Raw genomic sequence first — 10,331 nt, 5'->3', positions numbered from 1 at the left:
CCTCGGCGCGGCCGTTGGAGCGCCAGATGGCGCGCGGAAATTTGCCCGCGATGCGCTCGAGGTCGGCGAAGACACGATAGCGACGCTCCGCGTGGAGCTGGTCGATCGCATCTTCGAAGAACCGCTGATAGTTCATGATGAACTCCTGTTCGGGATGCCTTGGCCGGTGGCGGCAGGCCTTATCCTCAGGGTCACCATACTCGGCTTGCGAGCCTTGACTTTGAGCCACATCAATTCGCAACTCCAACTCGATTAAAGCGATAGAACGGAAGTCATCGAGTGTTTGCTGGGTCTTGAAAGGCGGCATTCCTCCACAATCCACCCGCCCGCCCAAACGGAGACGCAGGCTGACTTTCCTGGCAGGGGCGCGTCCGCGTTGGTCTGGTCGGGGCGGACTTTTATGCTCCATCTAAAATTCGGCTAAAGGTAGCCGGCTTGGTCCGAAATCACTTGCAAAACTGATTCAAATCAAAGCGCGCGGCGGCGTCTCGATTCACGATGATCGGATGTGGAATCCAATAGCAAGCGCCCCGTTTGGCCGAAGCCTCGAACTAGCCGTTCTAGACGAGGATGGCCTGCACGCGCTTGTTTTTCCTTGCGAAAAGGGCCGAGAAGGATGGGTGGATGTCGCTAAGCGCGTTCGTGTCGACATCAGGCCGACCCACTGGCGAGACTGGAATCCAAAAGAGCGGCGTGCGAGCTTGCTGCGAGACCTGTCCTGACGGTTGCCTCAAAGCGTAGCGGTGTCAGGAATCAAATATCGCCTTAGTGTCTGGGTTCGGCGATCAACGCCATGCGCACCAAGTGTGAGAGACTGCCCGCACCCATCTTGCTCATGACATTGGCACGATGGATTTCAACCGTGCGCGGGCTGATCCCGAGATCGTAAGCAATCGTCTTGTTCGGCAGACCGGAGACGAGCCCGTCGAGCACCTGGCGCTCACGTTCCGAAAGAGTGGCAAGATTCTTCCGGATCTCAGTTGATTGCGGGTGTGCCGCGATGGGATGGCTGCGGTGGTTCAGGGCCGAACGCAGCGAATCGATGAGAATCTGGTCGTCGAACGGCTTTTCGATGAAGTCGGCGGCGCCTTCCTTCATCGCCTGGACGGCAAGCGCGACATCGGCGTGCCCCGTCATCACAATCACCGGCACGCTCAACCCGCGGGATTTCAGTTGCCGCAGGAACTCGATGCCATCGATACCGGGCATGCGCACATCGGTGACAATGCAGCCCTCGACTTCCTTCGGTTCTGTCGCCAAAAACGCGGTCGCCGACTCATAGAGGCGCACGGCAAAGTCGGCCGTCGCGAGAAGAAAGCCTAACGATTTGCGGACATCGACATCATCGTCGACCACATGCACGACATCACTGGCCACTATCGACCTCTTCCTTTTCTACTGCGCGCAGAGTGAAGCGGAAGGCGGTTCCGCCACCAGGCATCGACTCAGCCCAGATATGACCGCCGTGCGACTCGACGATAGTGCGACAAATAGACAGTCCGACGCCCATCCCCTGCTTCTTCGTGGTGACGAAGGGCTGGAAGAGTTGGGCCGAAACCTCCGGCGCCAGTCCCGGCCCGGTATCGATCACACCAACCTCTGCCATCCCGTCATGCCGGGCCGTGGTAGTGACACGCAGCTCGCGGCGCGCCGCGCCCTGCATGGCCTCGACGGCGTTCCTCATAAGGTTCAGCAACACCTGCTCAATCTGAATTCGATCGGTCAGGACGAGTTCGGCCGCCGGGTCGAGATCGTAGGTGACACGCACATCTGCCTCCCTCGCACCGACCAGAGCGAGGGATGAGGCGTCCTCGATAAGGGCTGGCAGGCGTTCGACCTGGCGCTCGCTTTCTCCTCTGGCAACGAAGTCCCTGAGACGACGAATGACGTCGCCGGCGCGCAAGGCCTGCTCCGCTGCTTTTTCGACAGCCTCTCGCAACATGGTCGCGTTCTCGTCGTTGCTTTTCTCGAGCAGGCGGCGACTGCCTTTGAGGTAATTGGTGATGGCTGTCAGCGGCTGGTTGATCTCATGCGCCAATGTCGAGGCCATTTCCCCCAGCGCGGTGAACCTTGCCATGTGGAGCAGCTCCTGCTGCTGTTCCTGCATCCTCGCTTCCGTTCTATGGCGCTCGGTCAGGTCGCGACAGAAGCCCGTGAAGAAACGGCCCGTTCCCGGATGCATTTCGCCCACGGCTAGTTCCATTGGAAAGGTCGAGCCGTCCTTGCGCATCCCAGTCACAGTGCGTCCAAGTCCTATGATGCGGCGTTCTCCGGTGGAGAGGTATCTGTGCAGATAGCCGTCGTGCTCCGCCCGATAGGGGGCGGGCATCAGCAAACTGACATTTCGACCGATGACTTCGCTGGATTTGTAGCCGAACAGCGTTTCGGCAGCCGTGCTGAAGGACTGCATCAGCCCCTGTTCGTCGATTACGACCATGGCATCGGGCACGGTCGCCAGGATTGAACGCAGGTGATCCTCACGCAGCTGCAGCGCGGCGTTAGCGAAGGACAGCTCGCTGACGTCCGTGCCTTGAACGAATATCGCCGTGATCCGGCCGTCTTTTGCTCTAATGGGCTGATAGACGAAGTCGAGGATGCGTTCTTCCGCAACGCCCGTTTCGACGTTGCGATAGACGACCTTGACGCTTCGGCCCACATAGGGTTCGCCGGTCTCGTAGACGCGATCCAGCAATTCGAAGAAACCTTGGCCCTCGAGATCGGGAAAGGCTTCGCGCATCGATCTGCCAATGACTTTTCGCTGGCCAACCATTCGCTTGTAGGCGGCATTCGCCAGCTCGAATACGTGCCCGGGCTCTCTGAGCAACGTCATGAAACCTGGTGCCTGCTCGAACATCGATGCAAGCAAATCATGTTCCGGCAAATCGTCACCTCGCGGCAAGCCGCTTGGCGGGGCGGCCGCTTCGGCGATGATTTCCGCGGAAGCTGGGTTCTTCTGGGTCACATTCATTCTGCATCAGGAGGAACACTGGCGATCGCTGGTTTAGCATCCATGCAGGCATTCGCAAACATGGAGCTGCCGGAGTTTGATTAGCGTCAAGGTCATGCACCTCGCGGAATGGCACTCATCAACCAATCATCATCTCCTGAAGGTGCCGCATGTCCTACAAAACGATTGTCGTCAACTTGGCCGTCGATGCCGATCCCGCGCCAATCGTGAAGCTTGCGGGAGAATTGGCGCACCGCTTCGATGCTCACCTCGTCGGCTTCGCTGCCGCGGACGTTCCGCCTTTGGTGACCACGGGTGAAGGCCTAGTCTACGAAGGCGAGGTCATGCAGGTCAAACGGCAGGAGATCGAGAAGCGCCTTGCCGAACTGCGCGACATTTTCGAAAGCCGCGTCCCGCACTCCATCAGCAGCGAATGGAAACAATATATTTGCGGTCCGACTCGCGCTCTCGGGCTGGTAGCCCGTTCAGCTGACCTGATCGTGACAGCCGATGGCGGCGAGGATGTCTTCCGCGCCCTCGATATAGGAAGCCTGGTGCTCGGGGCCGGTCGCCCCGTGCTGGTCGCGGCTGGCTATGCCGAACACCTGATAGGGAAAACCGTACTGGTCGCTTGGAAGGACAGCCGGGAGGCACGAAGAGCCTTGTCCGATGCCTTGCCGCTCCTCGCCAAGGCTGAAGAAGTTGTCGTCGCCACAATGGAAGCCGCCTCGGAAACGGATGTTCGAGACAGCCTCGCCGACGTCGCGGTGTTTCTGGAACAGCATGGCATCTTGGCGCGGACCGAAGTGATCGCCGGTGCCGCGGATGGCGAGGGGCTCATTGCGTTTGCTCGCTCGGTGGGCGCCGACCTGATCGTTTGCGGGGCCTACGGCCACAGCCGGCTCAGGGAATGGGCCTTTGGCGGCATCACACGCTCTCTGATTGGCGAGAGCGGCATCAGCCGCCTGTTTTCGAATTGACTGCAGGACCATGGTGACCACAACGGCAGATAGCCCGGATCGGCTGGACGGCGGTCCAGGTGAGGAGCGACCGATCAGCCGCTTTTCCGGCCATGTCGAGGCCGCATACTGGTCGCTCGCCACCGATGAGCTTGTCGGCCGGCTGGAAACCTCAACTTCCGGCTTGTTAAGCGTTGATGCTGCTATCCGGCTGGCCAAATTCGGTCGCAATGCACTGGCGCCTCGGGCCGGCGGATCGGCGCTAAGCGTATTCGCGCGGCAGTTTCGCAGCCCGTTGGTCCTGATCCTGGTCTTTGCCGCCGCCGTTTCGGCGTTCGTGGGGGAGGGGCATGAAGCTGCAATCATCGGCGTGATTGTGCTTGCCAGCTGCGCCCTCAGCTTCACCCAGGAATATGGGGCGTCTCGAGCGATGGAGGTGCTGCAGCAGCGCATCTCCCGCAAGTCGACCGTGCTGCGGGACAGCTTCGAACGCACCGTCGATGTCGAGGAGATCGTTCCCGGCGACGTTGTCTGCCTGTCGGCTGGCAATCTCATCCCTGTCGACGGCGTCATCCTGGAGTCGCGGGATTTCAACGTCAGCGAATCCGTTCTGACCGGCGAAACTTTTCCCGTCGTGAAGTCCACCGGCCGCTCCGCGCCCGAAGCCGGCATCGCGCAACGGACCAATGCCGTATTCACCGGCACCTCGGTTCGCAGCGGAACCGCAAAGGTGCTGGCAGTCGCCACGGGGGCGCACACCGAATTCGCATCGATCGCCGAAGCATTGGAGCGACGGATACCTGAGACCGAATTTGCCCGCGGCATCAGGATGTTCGGATATCTGATGACCGAGATCATGCTTGTGATCGTCATCCTGGTGTTCTTTGCCAATGTGATGCTCAACCGGCCCTTCGTCGAATCGCTGTTGTTTTCACTGGCGCTGGCGGTTGGTCTGACGCCCGAACTGCTTCCGGCGATCATCAGCGTGACCTTGGCCCGGGGCGCCCGGACGATGGCCGCCGGCGGTGTCATCGTGCGACGTCTCGAGGCGATCGAGAATCTCGGCAGCATGGACCTGCTGTGCACCGACAAGACCGGGACGCTGACCGAGGGCGTCATTCACCTCGATGGATCGTTCGACGTGGAGGGCAATGCGTCGACCGACGTCCTGCTTTTCGCCCGGCTCAACGCTACTTTGCAGACGGGCTTGAAGAATCCTCTTGACGAGGCGATTGCGGGCGCACCGCATGGACAGGAGGATTTGTCCGGCTTCACCAAGATTGATGAGATCCCCTACGATTTTGTGCGCAAGCGCCTGTCGGTCGCCGTGCAGGACAGCAAGCGCGAACAGATACTTATCACCAAGGGAGCCGTACAGAACGTCCTCGATGCTTGCGGCTTCGTGCAAGGTTCGCATGGCTTGACGCCCCTGGGCGCGACGGAACGCAAGGCGATCGACGAACGATTCAGACGCTGGAGCGCGCAAGGCTATCGGGTTCTCGGCTTGGCGACCCGGCGATTTCAGAGCAAGGCGGGCGTCAGCCGTGACGACGAGACTGAAATGGCGTTCGCGGGGTTCCTGCTGTTTCTCGATCCGCCAAAGCAGGGGGTGCGGGAGACATTGTCGGCGCTTGCCGACCGAGGCATCGGCGTGAAGGTCATTTCCGGCGACAACCGCTATGTCGCGGCGCATCTGGCCGAGGCCGTGGGCCTGCGGGCCGACAGGATCATGACCGGCGAGGATCTATCGAAGCTGACCAAGAACGGGCTTCTGGCCGGCGTCCGCAATACCGATCTTTTCGTCGAGATCGACCCGAACCAGAAAGAGCGCATTGTCGAGGCATTGCGCCGGAGCGGCCATGTGGTCGGCTATCTGGGCGATGGCATAAACGACGCGCCAGCGCTTCATGAGGCAGACATCGGCATTTCAGTCGATACGGCTGTCGATGTGGCTCGCGAAGCCGCGGACATCATCCTGCTCAAGCGCGACCTGAGCGTGTTGGTGAGGGGCGTCGACGATGGCCGCAAGACCTTCGCCAACACGATGAAGTACATCTCCATCACGACCAGCGCCAATTTCGGCAATATGATCAGCATGGCCGTCGCCTCGCTTTACCTGCCGTTTCTGCCGCTGCTGGCCAAGCAGATCCTGCTGAACAATTTCCTCTCCGACATACCGGCCCTCGCGATTGCGGGTGACAATGTCGATGTTGATCAGGTGCGCCGTCCGCGTCACTGGGATATTCATTTCGTGAGACGTTTCATGGTGAGTTTCGGACTGGTGAGCTCGCTCTTCGACTTTGCAACCTTCGCGTTCCTGCTTCTGGCCGTTCATGCCACGGCAGCTACATTCCAGACCGCGTGGTTCGTGGAATCCGTGCTCACCGAGCTCGCTATCGTGCTCGTCGTGCGGACCCGCAGGAGACTCTGGCGCAGCCGTCCGAGCCTGTTGCTTGCTGGCCTGGCCGTCGGCGTCGGTGTTGTCGCCATCGCCATTCCTTTCGCCCCGTTCGCCGGCTGGTTCGGGTTCGTGCCTCTGGCAACACCGGTACTGGCAGGGCTGCTCGCGATCACAGCGCTCTACGTGCTCGTATCCGAGCTTACAAAGAGCTGGCTTTTCGACCACGGCAGCCGAACCAAGCCCAGCCGAAAAACCGCGGCCTCAAATCCGCACCGGGCCGCGCCAATCCGCATCCCGGGCTGAGCCGAAGGATGCGGTTCGATGTGGACGGCCCGATGTCCTGAAGTGCGACGTCAACCGACGACGGCGGCCTTGGCGACGTTCACGCCGAGGTCGTAGACCAGCTGCCCACCATAATAGGCTGTTACCGTGACCAGGGCGGCGCCCGCGATTTCAATGGCGGGTATGGCCGGCCCCAGCGTTTTGAGTTCGCGATTGCGCACCCATAGCGCGAGGCGGAACAGACCCCAGCCCAGAAAGCCGAAGGCGCTGATCTCGCCCAAGCCCTCGTGAATTTCGGCTATCTGGCTGCTGAATCCCGCCGCCTCGGCATGGTCGAGGGCGATGCCGCCAAAGAACCAGGTGCCGACGGCAAACATTCCCGCGGCTGCCGCCGCAAAGCTGGAAATCGTGCCCACACCAGTGCGCGTGGTAACGGCGTTGCGGTTCGCGAGCGCGGCGAGGTCGATGATCACAAGCGTGTACATCAGCACGATGGGAAAATGCACGAGAATGGGATGGATATGCTGAATTTCAGGCATTGCAAATAATTCTCCAGGAAGGTTGAGGCTATTGGTCAGTCAGGCGTCTCATCGGTTGTTAGTCGTCGCTGTCGTCAAGTTCTTCGTCACCGCGCCCGGTGGACCTGTCGCCGCCACATTCGTCTTCGCCGACACTTTTGACCGCCTTGGGACCGGTGGCGCTCATCATGGGGATGGCCTCAAGGTCGATTGTCGGGGAAGACGTGGCGGGTGCGGTTGCGCATGATCCATGGTCGGATTCCGCGGCGACGGGTATGACAAAGGCGGCTAGACCTCCAAGAGCGACAATTAGGACAGGAAGATTGCGCATGGTTTCAGCTCCTTCTCTGCGCGACCACCATCGGGCGCGGCGGCCCTTGATAGAGACGTGTTCCTTGCTGCCGGCTGACGATGATTGACAGCGGTTTGACAGCTTCGGCATGCGACAGGCCTCTTCGATGAAAATCGTGTTGATGCGCCTGGCCGCTCTGGGGATCGCCGCGCTTGTGCTGGCCACGCCGTTGGCCGCCGCCAGGGCGCACAATGACGACGATGAGGTCGCCGCCGGCGCCAGGACCGGATCGGCAGTGGAAAACGGGCTGACCCGCGGCAACGCTGTCTGCTCTGCCGCATTGGCGGCACCCTGCGTGTCGATCAGACCGTTGTCGGGAAGCTTGCCCGCTTGATCCCATGCATAAGCCCCGGACGAGGCGACCACGAAGGAGACAAGGCGATCTGTTTCACAAGCGCTGTTCCAGTTTCGAGCTCGGCGCAATCGGCGCGAGAGCCGGCGGCGCCAATGTGCTGAAAGCTACTGCCCGCGTCACTTTTTGGGGAGCGCTGGCAATGGCATTGACCGCAGGCATTGGGGCAATATTCGGTACCGCCAGCTAGGCTTCTGGGCGAGAAGATCGGCCCGTCGGGCGAAGCAATTTCACGAAATGGATAGCCCTCCTTGATCGAGATCAACGTCGCGAGCCGCCTGGGATGGCAATGAATTGTCATCTGAGGAGTATGACGACATGAGCTTTCTGGAATATCTGATCGGGGTTGACGCCAGAACTGCCTTGATGGAACGGATGATGCAGAAGATGGGCGTCGACAGGCAGCTGAAAGTTGTGGCGGATCACGCAGCCGTCACCAGTCGTGCCGGTGACCGGTGCAGGTCTTGCGGCCATCAGGACGAATGTGCGGTCTGGCTCGACGAAACCGAGGATGCCGACCATCCGCCGGCCTATTGCCGCAACAGCGACCTGATCGCTCGATTGCAGTCCCTCCGCTGACCCGTTGGCGGCCCCGTCGGCTTGAACTCGAAGGACTTAAGGGATGACGCGCAAGCGATTGTCGGTGATCCTGGCGGGACTGCTCTTCCTGGGCGCTGTTTTCGGACTTACCTTCGATGCGCTCGGCCTGCTGGCAGGAAAGCGCGAGCAAATAGCGGCCGACTGATGTCGAACAGCCTGTTTCTTCTGGAAGCCTTTCTGCTCTTTGTCGCTCCGGGGCCAACCAACGCTCTCCTGATGGCGGGCGCGGTCAAGCGCGAGCAGGCGACCAAACTACTGGCGGCACAGGCGTGCGGCTATGGAATGGCGGCGGGTTTCTGGCTTTTGTCGCGTCCCTTGATGCCGCCTGACGCCATTGAGATGCTCAAATTCGTCGCGGTTGGATGGCTTTCGATCCTGGGGCTGCGCCTGATAGCCAGCAATTCGATCGACGTATCGCAACGCCGCGATGGCCTGTCCGTGCTGGCAACCACCGTGCTCAATCCCAAGGCTTTCGTCTATTGCCTGGCGATGGTGCCGATGGATGCCGGTCCGGGTAATCTCGGCATCTTTTGGATGCTGCTCGTAGGGACCACCGCGCTTACAGGATCGCTATGGGTTTTGCTGGGCAAGCGGCTTCGCGGAAGCAGGCGGATAGCCGACAAGGTCGCGGGCGCGGCGCTTTTTGGATTTGCCCTGCTGCTGCTTCGACCGTTGTTGATAGCGGCTGCGGTCTAACGTTCTACAGGAAGCGATAAGGCCGATGCACGCTCGTCAGGAGACGAGCACGACCGACAGCGGTCCGGCGTAGAAGAGCTTGTCGGTGACTTTCTTGACCCCGGCGACGTTCTCCGCGGCAACGATAGCGGCCTTTCGCTGGCGCTCGTCGAAAATGGCGCCATTCAGTTCGACCTCTCCTTGTTTGACGGTGACGCCGATGAGGTCGCCGCCGACACTCCAGGACTGCCCCTGCAACTCGGCGAGAATGTTCCTGCGTATGACCTCGTCGTCGACAGTCGCGGAGCCTGACCTGGGCAGAGTGCGAAGCAGGACACGCATCAGATCGGAGCGGCTGACGATGCCGACGATCTTCCCCGCGTCAAGGATAGGCACGTTCTTGATGTCGTGGGTCGCCATGAGGTCTACAATCTCGGCGAGCGAAGCGCCAGGCGCTGCCGAAACGACGCTGGTGCTCATAACCTCGGCCACTCGGCGGCTGCTCGACCGGACATACTCGTCAGCGAGCTTGCCAGGACCGACAAGAAATTCTAGCCAGCGAGGCCGCGCCCGTCTGATGCCAAGTTCGCTGCGGCGCAGGAAATCGCCCTCGCTAATGACGCCAGCCAGCGATCCATCGTCTCCCAGGACCGGCAGGCAGCGGATGTTTCTGGTCAGCATCAGATTGGCCGCTTCGGCGACTGAGGCAGAGGCGGTGATCGTGACCACCGGCGTCGTCATGATGTCCCGAACTTGCATAGAAATCTCCCGCTTTTGATCAGCTTCTTTTTCGGATGCCGGAAGCGGCGCTGCCTTGATCTACGTCAGTTTGTTCGGTGGCCTTCGCTGTTTTGCCGTTCAGGCTCGATCAGTATCCGCTCGGCAGCTCCGTCGAGATCCTCGTACTGGCCGCTGCGCAGAGCCCAGAGGAAGCCAGACAAGCCGAGCGCGCCCAGAAACAGGGCCACTGGTATGAGATGGACGTGAGTGGTCATGGACGAGCCGCGTGGATGACATCGGTGCGGCGTCGGGCCGTCACAGCTTCAGGCGCGGCTTCCGCCACTGTGTGAAGCCGCATCGCATTTGCAATAACGATCAGTGAAGAGGCACTCATCGCGATCGCCGCGATGAGCGGCTCGACAAGCTGCAGCTCGATTGCGTTTTGGATCCAAGGCGGCTGCCGCCTTGGCCGGCATTTGCGATGGATCAAAGCTCGATCGTTCTTCGCCGGATAGATCGATGACG

The 10,331-nt window shown here is 60.7% G+C and carries 12 protein-coding genes and 2 pseudogenes; 7 read left to right on the top strand and 7 right to left on the bottom strand.

Translation table 11 applies throughout. The features are described 5' to 3' along the window. From D3242_RS34075 to D3242_RS28160, 3 genes and pseudogenes are all read right to left on the bottom strand, one after another. A pseudogene (locus D3242_RS34075) lies at nt 1-307 on the bottom strand (hypothetical protein); the annotation flags it as partial. A gap of 458 nt (nt 308-765) precedes the next feature. Continuing rightward, nucleotides 766-1,380, bottom strand: a complete 615-nt coding sequence (gene fixJ, locus D3242_RS28165; protein ID WP_081296227.1) for a response regulator FixJ — start codon at nt 1,378-1,380, stop codon at nt 766-768. After that, nucleotides 1,367-2,854, bottom strand: coding sequence for a PAS domain-containing sensor histidine kinase (locus tag D3242_RS28160; protein ID WP_262928144.1), 1,488 nt, complete (start codon nt 2,852-2,854; stop codon nt 1,367-1,369). The genes fixJ and D3242_RS28160 overlap by 14 nt, the downstream gene beginning before the upstream one ends. 263 nt (nt 2,855-3,117) lie before the next feature. Here D3242_RS28160 and D3242_RS28155 point away from each other — a divergent pair, with 263 nt between their 5' ends. Together D3242_RS28155 and mgtA are read left to right on the top strand one after the other, a co-directional pair. Further along, nucleotides 3,118-3,927: a universal stress protein gene (locus D3242_RS28155; protein ID WP_019859851.1), complete on the top strand. Its 810-nt coding sequence runs from the start codon at nt 3,118-3,120 to the stop codon at nt 3,925-3,927. 10 nt (nt 3,928-3,937) lie between these two features. After that, nucleotides 3,938-6,610 carry a magnesium-translocating P-type ATPase gene (gene mgtA, locus D3242_RS28150; RefSeq protein ID WP_081296226.1) on the top strand — a complete coding sequence of 891 codons (2,673 nt, stop codon included), beginning with the start codon at nt 3,938-3,940 and terminating at the stop codon, nt 6,608-6,610. Between the two features lie 50 nt (nt 6,611-6,660). Here the strand turns inward: mgtA and D3242_RS28145 are convergent, their stop codons facing one another. Both D3242_RS28145 and D3242_RS34065 read right to left on the bottom strand, forming a co-directional pair. Next, on the bottom strand, nt 6,661-7,128 hold the full coding sequence (locus tag D3242_RS28145) for a DUF2231 domain-containing protein (protein ID WP_019859848.1): 468 nt from the start codon (nt 7,126-7,128) through the stop codon (nt 6,661-6,663). Between the two features lie 58 nt (nt 7,129-7,186). Beyond that, the gene (locus tag D3242_RS34065) at nt 7,187-7,549 is read right to left on the bottom strand and encodes a hypothetical protein (RefSeq protein WP_147377494.1); all 363 of its coding nucleotides are present in this window, start codon (nt 7,547-7,549) and stop codon (nt 7,187-7,189) included. Between the two features lie 16 nt (nt 7,550-7,565). Between D3242_RS34065 and D3242_RS34060 the strand changes: the two genes are divergently transcribed. The 5 genes and pseudogenes from D3242_RS34060 to D3242_RS28120 all read left to right on the top strand — a co-directional run bounded on the left by D3242_RS34060 (nt 7,566) and on the right by D3242_RS28120 (nt 9,107). After that, nucleotides 7,566-7,793, top strand: a complete 228-nt coding sequence (locus D3242_RS34060; protein WP_064986091.1) for a hypothetical protein — start codon at nt 7,566-7,568, stop codon at nt 7,791-7,793. 79 nt (nt 7,794-7,872) lie between these two features. Further along, nucleotides 7,873-8,001, top strand: a pseudogene (locus D3242_RS34055) (VIT1/CCC1 transporter family protein); the annotation flags it as partial. 128 nt (nt 8,002-8,129) lie between these two features. Further along, nucleotides 8,130-8,390 (top strand): DUF6455 family protein, encoded by a 261-nt coding sequence (locus D3242_RS28130; RefSeq protein ID WP_064986089.1) that lies wholly within the window; start codon nt 8,130-8,132, stop codon nt 8,388-8,390. A 43-nt stretch (nt 8,391-8,433) separates the two neighbouring features. After that, nucleotides 8,434-8,556 (top strand): hypothetical protein, encoded by a 123-nt coding sequence (locus tag D3242_RS34285; RefSeq protein ID WP_280948407.1) that lies wholly within the window; start codon nt 8,434-8,436, stop codon nt 8,554-8,556. Continuing rightward, nucleotides 8,556-9,107: a hypothetical protein gene (locus D3242_RS28120; protein WP_064986087.1), complete on the top strand. Its 552-nt coding sequence runs from the start codon at nt 8,556-8,558 to the stop codon at nt 9,105-9,107. The genes D3242_RS34285 and D3242_RS28120 overlap by 1 nt, the downstream gene beginning before the upstream one ends. Before the next feature lie 36 nt (nt 9,108-9,143). Here D3242_RS28120 and D3242_RS28115 read toward each other — a convergent pair whose 3' ends face one another. Both D3242_RS28115 and ccoS read right to left on the bottom strand, forming a co-directional pair. Next, the gene (locus D3242_RS28115; protein WP_064986084.1) at nt 9,144-9,845 is read right to left on the bottom strand and encodes a CBS domain-containing protein; all 702 of its coding nucleotides are present in this window, start codon (nt 9,843-9,845) and stop codon (nt 9,144-9,146) included. 65 nt (nt 9,846-9,910) lie between these two features. After that, nucleotides 9,911-10,081, bottom strand: coding sequence for a cbb3-type cytochrome oxidase assembly protein CcoS (gene ccoS, locus D3242_RS28110; RefSeq protein WP_064986081.1), 171 nt, complete (start codon nt 10,079-10,081; stop codon nt 9,911-9,913). Nucleotides 10,082-10,331 lie beyond the last annotated feature (250 nt).

Origin of the sequence: Mesorhizobium jarvisii, from assembly GCF_003601985.1 — a bacterium.
In the GTDB taxonomy this organism is placed as follows: Bacteria; Pseudomonadota; Alphaproteobacteria; order Rhizobiales; family Rhizobiaceae; genus Mesorhizobium; species Mesorhizobium jarvisii.
The sequence above is the reverse complement of the archived record's forward strand: the minus strand, read 5'-3'. Positions and strand labels throughout refer to the sequence as shown.

Bases quoted from the DNA above. Each gene is read 5' to 3' on its own strand.
- D3242_RS28160 (WP_262928144.1), bottom strand. From the start codon at position 2,854: ATGTTCGAGCAGGCACCAGGTTTCATGACGTTGCTCAGAGAGCCCGGG.
- D3242_RS28155 (WP_019859851.1), top strand. From the start codon at position 3,118: ATGTCCTACAAAACGATTGTCGTCAACTTGGCCGTCGATGCCGATCCC.
- mgtA (WP_081296226.1), top strand. From the start codon at position 3,938: ATGGTGACCACAACGGCAGATAGCCCGGATCGGCTGGACGGCGGTCCA.
- D3242_RS28145 (WP_019859848.1), bottom strand. From the start codon at position 7,128: ATGCCTGAAATTCAGCATATCCATCCCATTCTCGTGCATTTTCCCATC.
- D3242_RS34065 (WP_147377494.1), bottom strand. From the start codon at position 7,549: ATGCCGAAGCTGTCAAACCGCTGTCAATCATCGTCAGCCGGCAGCAAG.
- D3242_RS34060 (WP_064986091.1), top strand. From the start codon at position 7,566: ATGAAAATCGTGTTGATGCGCCTGGCCGCTCTGGGGATCGCCGCGCTT.
- D3242_RS28130 (WP_064986089.1), top strand. From the start codon at position 8,130: ATGAGCTTTCTGGAATATCTGATCGGGGTTGACGCCAGAACTGCCTTG.
- D3242_RS34285 (WP_280948407.1), top strand. From the start codon at position 8,434: ATGACGCGCAAGCGATTGTCGGTGATCCTGGCGGGACTGCTCTTCCTG.
- D3242_RS28120 (WP_064986087.1), top strand. From the start codon at position 8,556: ATGTCGAACAGCCTGTTTCTTCTGGAAGCCTTTCTGCTCTTTGTCGCT.
- D3242_RS28115 (WP_064986084.1), bottom strand. From the start codon at position 9,845: ATGCAAGTTCGGGACATCATGACGACGCCGGTGGTCACGATCACCGCC.
- ccoS (WP_064986081.1), bottom strand. From the start codon at position 10,081: ATGACCACTCACGTCCATCTCATACCAGTGGCCCTGTTTCTGGGCGCG.